12 protein-coding genes and 1 tRNA gene are annotated in these 15808 nt (G+C 68.7%); 4 read left to right on the forward strand and 9 right to left on the reverse strand.

Annotated elements, in window-relative coordinates; translation table 11 throughout:
• Positions 1-2: 2 nt before the first annotated feature.
• The 4 genes from ACWAT3_RS15555 (at position 3) to ACWAT3_RS15570 (ending at position 4554) form a co-directional block, all read left to right on the forward strand.
• On the forward strand, positions 3-2663 hold the full coding sequence (locus ACWAT3_RS15555) for a transglycosylase domain-containing protein (protein WP_460799869.1): 2661 nt from the start codon (positions 3-5) through the stop codon (positions 2661-2663).
• A complete protein-coding gene (locus tag ACWAT3_RS15560) occupies positions 2663-3598 on the forward strand; it encodes a metallophosphoesterase (RefSeq protein WP_460799871.1) in 936 nt (311 codons plus the stop codon). Before ACWAT3_RS15555 ends, ACWAT3_RS15560 begins: the two co-directional genes overlap by 1 nt.
• Before the next feature lie 62 nt (positions 3599-3660).
• Positions 3661-3734: transfer RNA gene (locus tag ACWAT3_RS15565), tRNA-Pro, on the forward strand.
• A 58-nt stretch (positions 3735-3792) separates the two neighbouring features.
• A complete protein-coding gene (locus ACWAT3_RS15570; protein WP_460799873.1) occupies positions 3793-4554 on the forward strand; it encodes an HAD-IIB family hydrolase in 762 nt (253 codons plus the stop codon).
• Positions 4555-4650: 96 nt separating this feature from the next.
• Here ACWAT3_RS15570 and ACWAT3_RS15575 read toward each other — a convergent pair whose 3' ends face one another.
• The 9 genes from ACWAT3_RS15575 to ACWAT3_RS15615 form a co-directional block, all read right to left on the reverse strand.
• The gene (locus ACWAT3_RS15575) at positions 4651-5910 is read right to left on the reverse strand and encodes an alpha-hydroxy acid oxidase (protein ID WP_460799942.1); all 1260 of its coding nucleotides are present in this window, start codon (positions 5908-5910) and stop codon (positions 4651-4653) included.
• Complete coding sequence (locus tag ACWAT3_RS15580) at positions 5910-6647, reverse strand: FadR/GntR family transcriptional regulator (RefSeq protein ID WP_460799875.1); 738 nt, start codon at positions 6645-6647, stop codon at positions 5910-5912. The genes ACWAT3_RS15575 and ACWAT3_RS15580 overlap by 1 nt, the downstream gene beginning before the upstream one ends.
• A 185-nt stretch (positions 6648-6832) precedes the next feature.
• Positions 6833-7489 (reverse strand): thymidine kinase, encoded by a 657-nt coding sequence (locus ACWAT3_RS15585; RefSeq protein WP_460799877.1) that lies wholly within the window; start codon positions 7487-7489, stop codon positions 6833-6835.
• Between the two features lie 9 nt (positions 7490-7498).
• Entirely contained in the window at positions 7499-8929 is a 1431-nt protein-coding gene (mqo, locus tag ACWAT3_RS15590) for a malate dehydrogenase (quinone) (RefSeq protein ID WP_460799943.1), read from the reverse strand.
• A 158-nt stretch (positions 8930-9087) separates the two neighbouring features.
• The gene (locus ACWAT3_RS15595; RefSeq protein WP_460799878.1) at positions 9088-10158 is read right to left on the reverse strand and encodes an aspartate-semialdehyde dehydrogenase; all 1071 of its coding nucleotides are present in this window, start codon (positions 10156-10158) and stop codon (positions 9088-9090) included.
• Between the two features lie 307 nt (positions 10159-10465).
• Entirely contained in the window at positions 10466-11752 is a 1287-nt protein-coding gene (locus ACWAT3_RS15600) for an aspartate kinase (protein WP_460799880.1), read from the reverse strand.
• A 112-nt stretch (positions 11753-11864) separates the two neighbouring features.
• A complete protein-coding gene (locus tag ACWAT3_RS15605) occupies positions 11865-12782 on the reverse strand; it encodes a DMT family transporter (protein WP_460799882.1) in 918 nt (305 codons plus the stop codon).
• A 22-nt stretch (positions 12783-12804) separates the two neighbouring features.
• Complete coding sequence (gene recR, locus ACWAT3_RS15610) at positions 12805-13398, reverse strand: recombination mediator RecR (RefSeq protein ID WP_460799883.1); 594 nt, start codon at positions 13396-13398, stop codon at positions 12805-12807.
• Entirely contained in the window at positions 13398-15776 is a 2379-nt protein-coding gene (locus ACWAT3_RS15615; RefSeq protein ID WP_460799885.1) for a DNA polymerase III subunit gamma and tau, read from the reverse strand. Before ACWAT3_RS15615 ends, recR begins: the two co-directional genes overlap by 1 nt.
• Between the last annotated feature and the right edge of the window lie 32 nt (positions 15777-15808).

Here is a 15808-nt window from a genome sequence, read left to right on the forward strand (position 1 = left end):
GTATGCCTCAGAACAACCGCACGCTGAAGGGCGTGCTCGGCGGCCTGCTCGGACTCGTCGGGCTCAGTGTCGTCGCCGGAGTTCTCGTCACGGCCACCGTGACCCCCGCGATCGCGATGACCGGCCTCACCGGCTCGGCCGCCGTCGACCTCTTCGAGGACATCCCGAACGACCTCAAGCCGGATGCCCCCATGGAGCCGACGACCATCTGGGCGTCGCACTCGGACGGCACGACCGAGAAGCTGGCGTCGTTCTACGACCAGAACCGTCTCCCGGTGACGTACGACCAAGTCGCCCCGATCCTCTACGACGCGATCCTCTCCAGTGAGGACAAGACGTTCTACGAGCACAGCGGCATCAACATCGGCGCTACCGCCAAGGCACTCGTGGACTACGCCAAGGGCACGTCCAGCCGTGGCGCGTCGACCATCAGCCAGCAGTACGTCAAGAACGTGCTCGTGCAGCGCTGTGAGAAGGACACCTCGCCCAACGACGAGGAGTTCAAGAACGAGGAGGGCGTCTATGACGCTCAGCTGTACCAGAAGGCTCTGCTGGAGTGCTGGACCGACGCGACCAACGCTTCGGGGACCGACGGCATGAAGCGCAAGCTGCAGGAGATGCGCTACGCCCTGCAGATCGAGAAGGAGTACTCGAAGAACGACATCCTGGTCGGGTACCTCAACCTGTCGAACTTCGGCGGCACCACCTACGGCATCGAAGCGGCGTCGCAGTACTACTACAGCGTCCCCGCCGCGAATCTGAACATCAACCAGGCCGCCACGCTGGCCGGCATGGTGCAGAACCCGAACTCTTACCGCATCGACATGCCCAACGGCTCGATGACGCACGACGACGGAACTCTTTACAACAGTGCCGCGGATGGCTACGCCGAGACGCTCGATCGCCGCAACTACGTGCTCGGCCGCCTCCTCGCGGACAGCAAGATCACCCAGGAGCAATACGACACGACGCTCGCCGAGCCCATCGTTCCCGCGATCACCCCCGCCACGCAGGGTTGCGCCGAGGCGGGCAAGAACGCGTACTTCTGCCAGTACGTGAAGTCGGTGGTCCAGTCCGATGAGGCCTTCGGCGCCACCGCAGAGGAGCGCCGCGACACGCTGCAGCGCGGCGGGCTGGACATCTACACGACGCTGAACTTGGACATCCAGCAGGCTGCCGTCGACACGATGACCCGCAACGTCGTCGCCTCGCACCCCAACCTGTACCTCGGCGCCGCGGGTGTGCAGCTCGAGGTCGGCACGAGTCGGATCCTCTCCATGACGCAGAACACCGACTTCAACGAGTCCGCCAACCCCACGCCAGGACAGTCCGCCCAGGTCTGGGCGGCAGACGCGTTGCACGGCAGCTCGACCGGCTTCAACGTCGGATCGACCTACAAGCTGTTCACACTTCTGGACTGGCTGGAACAGGGGCATTCGGTCAACGAAGTCCTGAACGGCACGTTCCGCCTCATCACGCCGTTCACGATCTGCGGCGACACCGTGACCAATACCCACAAGTTCGAGAACTCGGGCAAGGTGGGCGGCTACACCGGCACGCCGATGCGTTTCACCTCCTCATCGCTCAACACCGGATACCTCGCGATGGCGCAGCAGCTCGACATCTGCGACATCAACAAGATGGCCGACCGCCTCGGCGTGACGCTCGGCGGCGTCGATAAGGACACCGGCGAACTCGAGAAGGTCACCAAGTTGAACAACCAGGGCGACGTGATCGGGTCCAAGAACATCGCTCCGCTGGCGATGGCAAACGCCTACGCGACGGTCGCCAACAAGGGCATCTACTGCACGCCGCGCGCGATCGACAAGATCGTCAACCAGGACGGCAGCGAGCTGCCCCTGCCGGAGTCCTCCTGCGAGCAGGTGATCTCCCCCGAGGTCGCTGCGACCGCGGCCTATGCTCTCGCCGGCGTGATGAACGGCGGCACCGGTGGAGCGGCACGGCCCAACGACGGCATCCCCGTCATCGGCAAGACCGGTACGCACGAGACCACGCAGACGATGATGGTCGAGTCCAGCACCAAGGTCACGACCGCGGTCTGGGTCGGCAACGTCGAAGGCCCTGGGGTGCTGCGCAACTTCTCCTCCAACGGTACGCGTCTGAACAGCCTCCGGTTCCCGCTGGCGAAGGACATGCAGACCACCGCGAACGCCTGGTACCTCGGTGACTCCTTCCCGCAGCCGGACAAGAACCTGACGCGAACGATCCTGCGCGATCTTCCTGACGTCGTCGGCAAGACGATCGACGACGCCACGAGCACGCTCGAGGATGCCGGGTTCACCGTCACGCTCGGCGCTGCGGTCGACAGCAACCTGCCGACCGATCAGATCGCCGCGCAGACGCCAGGCGCGGGCAAGGTCGCCGGCGGTGCCACCGTCACGATCTCGCCGAGCAACGGCCAGGGCACCACCGTCCCCGACGTCGTCGGCGAGAAGGCGAGCAGAGCCCAGAGCGAACTGGCCAGCGCAGGCCTCAGCAACCTGAGCTGGGATGCGTCTTGCGGCCTTCCGAATGCCGAGGTTGAGTCGACCAACCCGGCAGCCGGCACCGCGGTGAACCGCAGCGTCAGCATCGCCGTCGTCTGCAACGGTGACGGTGAGAACGGCAACGGCAACGGCAACGGGAACGGCAACGACGACTGATGGCGAAGCCTTCTTCGGTTCACCCGGCCCTCATCGCGCTCGGCGCGGTGGGGGCCGCTGGGGTCGCGGCCGCCGTCTGGGGCATCGGCATCGAGCGCTACCTCTTCACCGTCCGCACCGTGAGCGCCCCGGCGCTCCCGGCCGGCTCTTCGCCCCTCCGCGTGCTGCACATCTCGGACGCGCACATGGCTCCCTGGCAGCACCGCAAGCAGGACTGGCTCGCATCGCTGGCCGAACTCGAACCCGATCTGATCGTCAACACGGGTGACAACCTCGGTCATGAGAAGGGGATCGACGGCATCCGTCGCGCGTTCGCGCCCCTGGCGGGCATCCCCGGCGTCTTCGTGCACGGTTCCAACGACGTGCTCGCGCCGTCCCCGCGCAATCCGCTGAAGTACTTCACCGGCCCTTCCGAGATCGCGGAGGAGCCGGAGCACCTCGACACCGAAGCGATGAACGACTACTTCACGGATGAGCTCGGCTGGGTGAACCTGAACAACACCGCAGCGCGCATGCAGGTCGCCGGATCCGACGTCGACTTCATCGGCGTGAGCGACGCGCACCGCGACTGGGATCGCCTGGACGTCCTCCCCGATGCCCTGAGCGCGCTCGGCACGCGCAGCGACGCCACTCCCCTGCTCGGCGTCACCCACGCCCCGTATCGACGCGTTCTGGACGCGTACGTCGACCTGGGCGCCGATGCGATCCTCGGCGGTCACACGCATGGCGGACAGGTCTGCGTACCGGGCTTCGGGGCGATCGTCGCGAACTGCGACATTCCGCTCACGCAGGCGAAGGGCCTGAGCACGTGGACGCACGGCGACCGTGCGATTCCGCTGAACGTCAGCGCGGGCTGCGGCCATTCGATCTACGCGCCGGTGCGCTTCGCGTGCCGCCCTGAGGCGACGCTGCTCACCCTGACCGCCCGCGGGTGAATCCGAGCCCGTCTCGATTCGGTCTCACGAGAGATTCGTTGTAGACTCGAACGGTTGTCAAACGGGGTGTGGCGCAGCTTGGTAGCGCGCTTCGTTCGGGACGAAGAGGCCGCAGGTTCAAATCCTGTCACCCCGACAACAGAGAGGGCCCGCCGCAAGGCGGGCCCTCTCGCGTATCACCTCACAGGAGAATGATGACCGCCACTCGCCTCGTCGCGTTCGACCTCGACGACACGCTCGCCCCCTCGAAGGGCGCCATCGATCCGCGGATCGCCGCCCTCCTGCTGGACCTGCTGCGCACGGTCGATGTCGCCATCATCTCGGGCGGGAACGAAGCCCAGTTCCGCTCCCAGGTCATCGCTCAGCTCGGCGATGCGGATGCTGCGGAACTCGGCCGCCTGCATCTGCTGCCCACCTGCGGGACCCGCTATTTGCGCCACGACGGCCACGACTTCGCCGCGGTCTATGCGCACGACCTCTCGCCGGACGAGAAGGATGCCGCCCTCACCGCCCTGCGCGAGGAAGCCGAGCGCCTCGGCCTGTGGGAGGCCGAGCCGTGGGGCGAGATCCTCGAGGATCGCGGATCTCAGATCACGTTCTCGGCGCTCGGCCAACGGGCACCGCGCGACGCCAAGCATGCCTGGGACCCGTCCGGTGAGAAGCGACTGGCTCTGCGGGATGCCGTGGCTGCACGCCTCCCCGGCCTCGAGGTCCGCGCCGGCGGTTCGACGTCGATCGACATCACCCGCGCCGGCATCGACAAGGCCTACGGCATGTCGGCGCTGACCGAGCACACCGGCATCCCGCTGTCGGACATGCTCTTCTACGGCGATCGATTGGATGCCGGGGGCAACGACTACCCGGTGCGGGCGCTCGGCGTGCGTTCGATCGCCGTCGAGGGCTGGGAAGACACCGCGGACAAGCTCGATCAGCTGCTCGCCGAACTCGCCCGCTGAGCGGCGCTCCCGCAAGAGCATCCCGACCGTCCGGACCCTCCGAACCGAGAACGGGGTGACAGCCGGTCGGCCATCACCCCGTCCCACTGCGCTCACTCAGCGGACGACGGCCTCCGCGCCGACGCCGGCGACGGGAATCAGACGCTGCAGCTGGGTGACATGACCCGGCTCCAGCTCCGCGAGCGACGACACTCCGAGCAGGCGCATCGTCCGCTCGATCTCGGTGCGCAGGATCGCGATCGTGCGATCCACGCCCTGCCGCCCTCCGGCCATCAGGCCGTACAGGTACGCGCGACCGATCATGGTGAAGTCGGCACCGAGTGCCATCGCGGCGACGATGTCCGCGCCGTTCATGATGCCCGTGTCGATCATCACGGTGAAGTCCTCCCCCACCGCCTGCCGCACCTTCGGCAGCAGATGGAACGGGATCGGGGCGCGGTCGAGCTGGCGTCCGCCGTGGTTGGACAGCACGATGCCGTCGACTCCGGCATCCTTCAACCGGACGGAGTCCTCGACGTTCTGCACGCCCTTGATGACGATCTTGCCGGGCCACAGGTCGCGGATCACCGCGAGGTCGTCGTAGCTAATCGTCGGGTCCATCGCGGCATCCAGCAGCTCGCCGACCGTGCCTCCCGTGGTGCTGAGAGAAGCGAACTCGAGCTTGGGCGTGGTGAGGAAGTCGTACCACCACCAGGGCCGCGGGATGGCGTTGATGATCGTGCCGAGCGTGAGCTGCGGCGGGATCGAGAAGCCGTTGCGCTTGTCGCGCAGCCGGGCGCCGGCGACCGGGGTGTCGACGGTGAACTGCAGCGTGTCGAACCCGGCGGCCGCGGCACGGCGGGTGAGCTCGTACGAGATCTCGCGGTCGCGCATCACGTACAACTGGAACCAGTTCCGTCCGTGCGGATTGGCCGCCTTCACGCCCTCGATCGACGTCGTCCCGAGGGTGGACAGGGTGAAGGGGATACCGGCGGCTGCCGCAGCTCCCGCCCCGGCCTCCTCACCCTCCGTCTGCATCAGGCGGGTGAAGCCGGTCGGCGCGATCGCGAACGGAAGCGCCGACGGCCCGCCGAGGATCTCGACGGACGTGTCGACCTCTGGAGCCGGCTTGAGGATGCCGGGGTGGAACTCGACGTCCTCGAACGCCTGCCGTGCGCGCGACAGCGACAGCTCGCCCTCAGCGGCTCCGTCGGTGTAGTCGAATGCCGCCTTCGGCGTGCGGCGCTTGGCGATCGCGCGCAGGTCGGAGATCGTCAGCGCGGCATCCAGACGGCGCTTGCGGCCGTCCAGTTCGGGCTTCTTGAACTTCATCAGGTCGAGGATCTCGACCGGGTTGGGCAGCTGGCGCGTGACCATCATGGTCCTTTCGGGGTGCTCGGGGTCGGGTGAGCGCGGGTGAGTCCCGCGGCGGTGTAGTAGCCGGTGATATGGGTCTTCAGGAGCGTGCGGGCATGATCGCCGTCACCGGCGTCGATCGCCTCGACGATCGCGTGGTGCTCAGCACGCAGGCGCACGGCCATCGCCGTCCAGTCGTCGATCCCCGCCACGCCCGCCTGCACGTAGGACTCGATCGCGGTGCGCAGCCCGGCCATCATCGCGGCGATCACGGCGTTGCCTGATGCCTCGGCCAGCGCGAGATGCAGCTGGGCGTCGAGCGCGAGGAACTCTGCGGGGGTGAGCGCATCCGAGTCCATCGCGGCGAGCATGCGATGCGCCTCGCCGGTGTCGCGGTCCGGGTCGGCGGCGAGAGCGGTGGCCACGGCATCCTCGAGGACCAGGCGGGTCTTCACGACATCCGTCAGCGGGAAGCCCTGAGCGGCCACCTGCAGGCGCAGCAGCGCCGACATTCCCCCGGTGGGCGTCGCGATCACGATCGCGCCGGCTTGGGGCCCTGAGCCGCTCGCGGTGCGGATCAGCCCCATGACCTCGAGGACGCGTAGCGCCTCCCGGACGCTGGAGCGCCCGACGCCGAGGTCGGCGGACAGCTCGCGTTCGGAGGGGAGGCGGTCGCCGGGGCCGAGCCTGCCCTCGAGCAGATCCGTCTCGATGTGCTCGAGCACGGTGCGCCAGGCGCGCGGCGTGGACTCCGGCATCCGATCCTCCTGTGGTCTGACCACAGGGTAGCGCGTGTGGTCAGACCACGCAAGCGGGTCTCGGGAGCTGTGCCAGAGTTCCGCACTGCTCAACGCGCCGGAGGCGCACACTGCACAGCCGCGTTCCGTGACGCGGGCACGCCGAGAGATACGCAGCGGCCGCGCACGCTCCGTGACCGAGGCGGTCAGCCCAGGCGGCCGCCGGATTCCTCGAGGTAGCAGTCGCCGCACAGCGACTCGTAGGTGACGACGTCGACGGGCGCGCCGCCACCGGCGCCCTCGTCGATCGCGACCTGGTCGCCGTCGAACACGAAGCACCCGCCGATGACCCGGCCGTTGAACACGGCCTTGCGTCCGCACCGGCAGATCGTCTTGAGCTCCTCCAGGGAATGCGCGATGGCGAGAAGTCGTGCAGATCCGGGGAAGGCGTGCGTGAGGAAGTCGTTGCGGATGCCGTAGGCCATCACCGGGATGCCATCGACGACGGCGATCCGGAACAGATCATCGATCTGGGCTGGCGTGAGGAATTGCGCCTCGTCGATCAGCAGGCACGCGACATCGGCCGGACGTTCGGCGGGGATGAGCCCCTCGTCGTCGCGCCGCCGCATCCGCTCGCGCTCGCGCCGGAACAGCTCACGCGCGTCGTCCTGCGGGCCGATCAGGAAGTCGACCTCGCGGGTGACGCCGAGACGGCTCTCGATCTGCGCTGCGCCCTTGGTGTCGATCGCGGGCTTCGCGAGCAGCACGTGCTGACCGCGCTCCTCGTAGTTGTATGCGGCCTGCAGCAGCGACGTGGACTTGCCCGAGTTCATCGCGCCGTAGCGGAAGTAGAGCTTCGCCACGGTCGCCTGCTAGCGGTTGATTCCGAGGGTGGTTGCCGTGGCTGTCATCGACTGCTCAGCGGCCGCGGCATCCGCGTTCAGCTTCTCGCCGTACGTCGGAATCAGGTCGCGCAGGACCGGCTCCCAGGACGGGTAGTCCTCGGGGAAGCACTTCTGCAGCAGCTCGAGCATGATCGGCACGGCCGTGGAGGCGCCCGGCGACGCGCCGAGGAGCCCGGCGATCGAGCCGTCGGCGGAGGAGACGACCTCGGTGCCGAACTGCAGGATGCCGCCCTTCTGCGGGTCCTTCTTCATGACCTGGGCGCGCTGGCCAGCCTGGATCAGCGTCCAGTCCTCGTCCTTCGCTGTCGGCATGAACGTGCGCAGACTGTCGACCTTCTTGCGGTGGTTCTTCATCAGCTCACCGACCAGGTACGTGATCAGATCGGGGTTGGCGAACGCCACGCGCAGCATCGGCCACAGGTTGTGCGTGCGGACCTGGCTGACGATGTCGAACATCGAACCGTTCTTGAGGAACTTCGGGCTGAACGTCGCGAACGGACCGAACAGCAGCGACTCCTCGCCGTTGACGACGCGCGTGTCGAGGTGCGGCACTGACATCGGCGGAGCACCGACCGAGGCCTGCGAGTACACCTTCGCCTTGTGCTGCGCGACGACCTTCGGGTTCGTCGTCTTGAGGAACTGCCCGCCGATCGGGAAGACGCCGTAGCCCTTGATCTCGGGGATGCCGGAACGCTGCAGGAGCTTCAGGGCCCACCCGCCCGCACCGACGAAGACGAACCGCGCCTTGACCTCGCTCGGCGTGCGGCCGAGCGTCGTGCGGTACTTGACGAGCCAGGTGCCGTCCTTCTGGCGCTTGAGGCTGCGGACCTCCTGATTGGTGCGCAGATCGACGCCGCCGGAGGTGAGGTGGCCGAAGAGCTGGTGCGTGAGCGCGCCGAAGTCGACGTCGGTGCCGGCCGGGACGCGGGTCGCGGCGAACGGCTCGCCCTTGCGGCGCTTCTGCATGAGCAGCGGCGCCCAGGTGTTGATGACGCGGGAGTCGTCGGAGTACTCGATGCCCTCGAACAGCGGCTGCTGCTTGAGTACCTCGTAGCGCTCCTTGAGGTAGGCGACATCCTTCTCGCCGCGCACGAACGTCATGTGCGGCGTGGCGTTGATGAACGTCGACGGCGCGTCGAGGACACCCTTGTCGACGAGAGCGGACCAGAACTGGCGGCTCTGCTGGAACTGCTCGTTGATCGACACGGCCTTCGCCGGGTCCAGCGGGCCGTTCGGGTTCTTCGGCATGTAGTTGAGCTCGCACAGAGCGGCATGCCCCGTGCCCGCGTTGTTCCACGGGTTGGAGCTCTCCTGCGCCACCTCGCTCAGTCGCTCGAAGGCGACGATCTTCCAGTCCGGCTGCAGTTCGTGCAGCAGCGTACCGAGGGTGGCGCTCATGATGCCGCCACCGATGAGGACGACGTCGACGGATTCAGTCACGCGTCCAGTCTAGTTCGCCGTGGCGGGCTCGCCGACCGGCTGCGGCGCCGCCCCGACCGGGATGCGGATGCCCGGGCGATCCGGGATCGCCCCGGCATCCGTTTCGCGGTGACGGATCAGGCCGGGACGGCGAGGCGCGCGGCGACGATCTCGGCGATCTGCACGGCGTTGAGCGCCGCGCCCTTGCGCAGGTTGTCGTTGCTGATGAACAGCACGAGGCCCTTGCCCTCCGGAGCGGACTGGTCTGCGCGGATACGGCCGACGAAGCTCGGGTCCTTGCCCGCGGCGTACAGCGGGGTCGGGACCTCGTCGAGTACGACACCGGGTGCCGCGTCGAGAACCTCGCGCGCGCGGTCGGGCGTGATGTCGCCCGCGAACTCCGCGTGGATCGAGAGCGAGTGACCGGTGAAGACCGGAACGCGCACGCAGGTGCCCGCGACACGGAGATCAGGAAGCTCGAGGATCTTGCGGCTCTCGTTGCGGAGCTTCTTCTCCTCGTCGGTCTCGTTGTCTCCGTCGTCGACGAGGTTGCCCGCGAACGGGATCACATCGAACGCGATCGGAGCGACGTACTTCTCCGGCTGCGGGAAGTCGACGGATGAGCCGTCGTGCACCAGCCGCAGCGTGTCCCCCTGCGCGAGGACGCCCTCGACCTGGCCGAGGAGTTCCTGCGCACCGGCGAGACCCGACCCGGAGACCGCCTGGTACGTCGACACGATGAGCCGCTCGAGCCCGGCCTCCGCATGCAGCGCCTTCAGCGCTGGCATGGCCGCCATGGTCGTGCAGTTCGGGTTGGCGATGATGCCCTTGGGGCGCTCGTCGATCGCGTGCGGGTTGACCTCGCTGACGACCAGCGGGACATCAGGGTCGTTGCGCCAGGCGCTGGAGTTGTCGATCACGACGGCGCCGGCCTCGGCGAAGCGCGGCGCGTACGCCCGGCTGGCGGTCGCGCCGGCGGAGAACAGGGCGATCTGGATGCCGGACGGGTCAGCGGTCTCGACGTCCTCGGCGATCACGGTGACGCCGCCGAAGTCGATCGCGCTGCCGGCCGAGCGTGCGGACGAGAACAGGCGCAGCTCGCGGATCGGGAACGACCGCTCGCTGAGAATCTGGCGCATCACCGTGCCCACCTGGCCGGTGGCGCCGACGATGGCGACGGAGAATCCTGAGTCGGAGATGCGGGTCATGGGGCTTTCCTCGGGCTGATGCAGAACTGCAGGCGAGGCGCTCGGCACGGCGTCGGAGTGCGGATGCCGCGCCTGGCGCCGATGTCAGGGTTTCGGCGAGTCTACCGCGCCCGCAGGGCCGTGGATGCCGCGGCATCCCCTGTCCGAAAGCAGGACGGATGCTTCTGCATCCCCCGCCCGAGAAGAGGAGCGCGTCCTGAAATCAGGACGAATCCGCGGGAAACGTCCTGATCTGGGGCAGAGGTCCTGATCTTGACAATGGGGGGCGGCGGCCGAGACCGGCGCGGATGCGAAATCCGGCCGGTGGTCAGCGGCCGGTGCCGGCGTGAACCGTGGCTTCGATCTCGTTGTCGAGCCCGTAGGCGGTGTGCACGGCGCGGGCGGCGTCGGCGAGCTCGTCACCACGCAGCACGACCGAGATGCGGATCTCGGAGGTCGAGATCATCTCGATGTTCACGCCCGTGACGGACAGCGCCTCGAACAGCTTCGCCGAGACCCCGGAGTGCGTGCGCATGCCGGCGCCGACGACCGAGAGCTTGCCGATCTGATCGTCGTGCACGAGGCTCTCGAAGCCCACGTCCGCCTGCTCGCCGGCGAGCGCCTTGAGCGCAGCCGAGGCATCCGCCTTGGGGAGGGTGAACGAGATGTCGGTGCGCCCGGTGGCCGCCGCGGACACGTTCTGCACGATCATGTCGACGTTGGCGCCGGACTTCGCGACGATCTGGAAGATCTCGGCGGCCTTGCCAGGGACATCGGGGACGCCGATGATCGTGATCTTGGCCTGGCTGAGGTCGGTCGCGACACCGGCGACGATCGGTTCTTCCATGACTTCTCCCTCGGATTCGCGGGGGTTGACCATCCCCCGACCCAGAACATATGTACCCTCCGCCGACGAGAACGACGAGCGGGCGTGGATCAGGACGCCATGACGGCGCGCGTACTCGACGGCACGGATGTACAGCACCTTGGCGCCGTTGGCCGCAAGCTCGAGCATCTCCTCGCTGGAGACATGGTCGAGCTTGCGTGCATTCGGGATCACCCGGGGGTCCGCGGTAAAGATGCCGTCGACGTCGCTGTAGATCTCGCAGACGTCGGCGTCGAGAGCCGCGGCCATCGCGACGGCGGTCGTGTCCGATCCCCCGCGGCCGAGCGTCGTGATGTCCTGTGTGTCGTCGTTGAGCCCCTGGAATCCGGCGACGATCACGATCGCACCCTCGTCGAGCGCCTCGCGCACGCGCTTGGGGTTGACCTCGACGATGCGGGCGGAACCGTACTTGTCGTCGGTGCGCATGCCCGCCTGCGGCCCGGTGTACGAGCGCGCGTCGAAGCCCATCGAATGGATCGCCATCGCCAGCAGCGCCATCGAGATGCGCTCACCGCTGGAGAGCAGCATGTCCATCTCGCGGGGTGCGGGAATGGGCGCGACCTCGGCGGCCAGATCGAGCAGCTCATCGGTCGTGTCGCCCATCGCGCTCACGGCCACGACGACATCGTGACCGGCACGGCGGGTATCGACGATGCGCTTTGCGACGCGCTTGATGCTCTCTGCGTCGGCGACAGACGAGCCGCCGTACTTCTGCACGATGAGGGCCACGGAACACTCCCAGGGATTTCGGGCGGATCCGCCCACCGCACATTCTACTTTCGCGCCGTATGCCGCATTGCGCATGTGACGCGGCAGCAGGACGAGACGTGGGAGGCCGCGGTCAGGGCGTCTGCGGCGGGCGCGGCGTCACGGCGGGTGTCGCACGCAGGCGGCCTCCGGTGGCCGCGAACCAGCAGCCGACGATCACGAGGGGGAATCCGATCAGGAGCCCTGGGGTGATCGGCTCGGACAGCACGATCGCGCCGAGGATGATCGCGACGACCGGGTTGACGTAGGTGAACAGCGGCGCTCTCACCGGGCCCACTTCGCGGATCAGCGCGAAGAACGCCAGGAAGGCGACGGCCGTGCAGATGACGGCGAGGACGAGCAGCGCACCCGTGGCTTCCCACGTCGGGGCCTCATGCTGCGTGGCGAACGCGATCGGGAGATAGATGATGCCGATCGCGAGAAGCGCGAGCGTGATCGTCCCCAGCGACGGCACATCGCCCAGCTTGCGCGCGACGATGAAGGGCGCGATCGCGTACAGCATGGCGACCAGCAGCACCTCGCCTGCCGCGACCAGGTCGCCCGCGGCAAGGCCGGGGCCGGCGACGACGATCGCCACGCCGGCGAAGCCGACCAGCAGGCCTCCGAGCCGCAGCGGGCGCAGCACTGTGCGGTCACCGCCGCCGAGCGCGATCAGCGACGCGAACAGCGGCACGGTCGCGACGAGCAGCCCGGTCGGCCCGGAGTGCAGCGTCTGCTCGGCGTGGCCGAGCAGCACGAACGGCCCGCCCATCTCGACCAGGCCGAAGGCCAGCACCCACGGCCACTTCTTGAGTGCCGGGCGCAGCGCACCGCTGCGGACCGCGAACGGCAGAAGGAGCAGTGCCGCGATCAGGGTGCGACCGGCGACGATCGCCGGCGGCGAGTACGACTCGACCGCGATGCGGATGAACAGATAGGGCACGCCCCACAGCAACGCCATGGCCCCGAAGAGCAGCCAACCCCGTCGGCTCACCGTGGCGTGCGCGTTCACGACCCCGCCTCGCCGTGGCGCATCACAACGTTCGACGGCCTTCGAAGGCACGGCCGAGGGTGACCTCGTCCGCGTATTCCAGGTCTCCGCCGACCGGCAGCCCCGACGCGAGCCGGGAGACAGTGATCTGCATGGTGGTCAGAAGCCGGCTGAGATAGCTGGCCGTCGCCTCGCCCTCGAGATTCGGGTTCGTGGCGAGGATGACCTCCTGCACCGTGCCGTCCGCAAGGCGCGTCATGAGCTCGGTGATGCGCAGCTCATCCGGCCCCACGCCGGCGATCGGACTGATCGCACCGCCGAGCACGTGGTACAGCCCGCGGAACTCTCGCGTGCGCTCGATCGCCGCGACGTCCTTCGCATCCTCGACCACGCAGATCAGTGCGCCGTTGCGTCGTGGATCACGGCAGATGGCGCAGCGGTCCTGCTCGGAGACGTTGCCGCAGATCTCGCAGAACCGCACGCGCTCGCGCACCTCGGTGAGCAGCTCCGACAGCCGCGCCACATCGAACGACGGGGTCTGCAGGATGTGGAAGGCGATGCGCTGCGCCGACTTCGGCCCGATGCCGGGGAGACGGCCGAACTCGTCGATCAGCTCTTGGACGATGCCGTCGTACATCAGCTGAACCTCGTCGCGGTCGGGGGTTCATACGGCTCTTCGCGCACGAACGTCGCACCGAGCACCTGGCGGACCACCGCCTCTCCGTAGCGCTGAATGCCCTCCGGCGCCGCGGAACGAGCCGTCACGACGGGAGCCGGCGGCGCGGGGCGCGTCACGGGGGCCTGTCCGGTCGGTGGGGATGCCGGGCGCGCGGGCGCGGATGCCGGCGAGGCAGCGGTTGCGGATGCCGGGTGCCCGGAACCGGATGCCGGCGAGGCAACAGATGCCGCCGAGGATGCCGGGGTCGGCACGGCCGCATACGCCGCACCGTGACCGGACGGATCGTACGGCGGCTCGTCCTCGTCCGGTGCGTCGTCGTCGTCGGGCAGCGGCGGTTCGTCATCGGAGACGCGTCCGTCGACGGGCGGCTGCGGCGCGGATGCGGCGGATTCGACCTCGGCCGGCTCATCGTCGACCGGCAGCGGCGTCTGCGGCGTCTCGTTCCCCTGGGGGATCGGGGCGACCGCCCACTCCGTCACCGGGGAGGACGATAACGCGCTCGGCCGGGGTGCGCGCTCGGATGGCGGAGCGGATGCCGGCGCGGGCGCTCCGCCTGCGGGAAGCGGTGCCGGCTTGTACTTCACCTTGACGCCGAGCTCCTGCTCGATCGCCGTGCGCAGGTGATCGGAGGGACCAGGACCCGGCGTGGGGCCCTTGAACCGCGAGACGTCCTGCGGGCTGACGAAGCCGAGGGTCAGCACCTCGGAACCGGTGTCGTACGCCAGGGGCTGGATCGTCGTCACCATGAGCCAGGCGGAGCGGTTGATCCCCTCCAGGCGTGTCAGCACGGCAGGCCACACGGCGCGGACGCGATCGAAGTCGATGACCGTCGGCGGGGTCGGCGCGCTCGCGGGCGTCGCCGCAGGATCCGGATCCTCGGAAGCGGGAACAGGAGTCGGCTCCGCGGGAACGGGCGCGGGGCTGACCGCCGCGGAAGCGGGCGTCGCCGCAGGATCCGGACCCGCGGCCGCGGGTGCAGCGCCCGGCTCGGCCGGGATCGCTGTCGACGGCGCGGATGCCGCAGGCGCGGAAGCAGAAGCAGGCGCACGGTCCGGCTCGGACGCCGCAGCGGGAGCGGCGGCCGGCGTCGACGGAGAGGCCTTGGGGGCCCGAGCATCCGACGGCGCCGCCGGAGCAGCAGCGGCCGCAGCTGGCTGAGCAACCGGAGCAACCGCCGTCTGAGCAGTCGGCGCAGTCGCCGGTACAGAACCCGCGGCCGGCGCAGCCCCGCCCGTCATCGCGGGCGCAAGCACTCGAGCGATCAGCAGCTCGAGATGCAGGCGCGGCGACGTGGCACCGGACATGTCGTCCAACGCCGCGCTCACGACGTCCGCGGTGTGCGACAGACGCGCTGACCCGAAACCGGCGGCCTGCGTCTGCATGCGCTGCATCTCGTCGGACGGGATGCCCCGAAGCACGGCGGAGGCTCCCTCTCCCACGGCGGCGATCACGATGAGGTCGCGCAGCCGCTCGAGCAGATCATCGACGAAGCGTCGCGGGTCCTGCCCGGTCTGGACCACGCGGTCGACCGCCGGGAAGGCGGCAGCCGCATCGCCTGCGGCCAGGGCATCGACGATCTCATCCAGCAGTGCCGCGTGCGTGTAGCCGAGCAGCGACACCGCGCGCTCATAGGCGACGTGATCGCCATCGGACCCCGCGATCAGCTGGTCCAGCAGCGAGAGCGTGTCTCGCGGTGAGCCGCCACCGGCGCGGACGACGAGGGGCAGCACGCCCTGCTCGACCTGGACGCCCTCCTCCGCGCACAGCTTCTCGACGTACTCGAGCATCGCGGCCGGAGCAACGAGGCGGAACGGATAGTGGTGCGTCCGGGAGCGGATCGTGCCGAGCACCTTCTCCGGCTCGGTCGTCGCGAAGATGAACTTCACGTGCTCCGGCGGCTCCTCGACGAGCTTGAGCAGCGCGTTGAACCCCTGCGGCGTCACCATGTGCGCCTCGTCGAGGATGAAGATCTTGAAGCGGTCGCGGCTCGGAGCGAAGGTCGCGCGCTCGCGCAGATCGCGGGCGTCGTCGACGCCGTTGTGGCTGGCCGCGTCGATCTCAACGACGTCGAGCGATCCGCCACCGTTGCGCGACAGCTCGACGCAGCTCGGGCAGACGCCGCACGGGGTGTCCGTCGGGCCCTCAGCGCAGTTCAGGCAGCGCGCGAGAATACGGGCAGACGTCGTCTTGCCGCAGCCACGGGGACCGGAGAACAGGTACGCGTGCCCGACCCTGTCGCCGCGGAGCGCCGTCATGAGCGGATCGGTCACCTGCGACTGCCCGATCATCTCCGCAAAGGTCTCGGGCCGATAGCGGCGGTAGAGGGCTGTGGTCACCCGACCAGCCTACGGCGTGCCGCCGACACGGG

It is taken from the genome of Microbacterium sp. GXF0217, assembly GCF_054798195.1.

Excerpts from the sequence above, each read along its gene's own strand:
- ACWAT3_RS15555 (WP_460799869.1), top strand. The coding sequence starts at position 3 with ATGCCTCAGAACAACCGCACGCTGAAGGGCGTGCTCGGCGGCCTGCTC.
- ACWAT3_RS15560 (WP_460799871.1), top strand. The coding sequence starts at position 2,663 with ATGGCGAAGCCTTCTTCGGTTCACCCGGCCCTCATCGCGCTCGGCGCG.
- ACWAT3_RS15570 (WP_460799873.1), top strand. The coding sequence starts at position 3,793 with ATGACCGCCACTCGCCTCGTCGCGTTCGACCTCGACGACACGCTCGCC.
- ACWAT3_RS15575 (WP_460799942.1), bottom strand. The coding sequence starts at position 5,910 with ATGGTCACGCGCCAGCTGCCCAACCCGGTCGAGATCCTCGACCTGATG.
- ACWAT3_RS15580 (WP_460799875.1), bottom strand. The coding sequence starts at position 6,647 with ATGCCGGAGTCCACGCCGCGCGCCTGGCGCACCGTGCTCGAGCACATC.
- mqo (WP_460799943.1), bottom strand. The coding sequence starts at position 8,929 with ATGAGCGCCACCCTCGGTACGCTGCTGCACGAACTGCAGCCGGACTGG.
- ACWAT3_RS15595 (WP_460799878.1), bottom strand. The coding sequence starts at position 10,158 with ATGACCCGCATCTCCGACTCAGGATTCTCCGTCGCCATCGTCGGCGCC.
- recR (WP_460799883.1), bottom strand. The coding sequence starts at position 13,398 with ATGTACGACGGCATCGTCCAAGAGCTGATCGACGAGTTCGGCCGTCTC.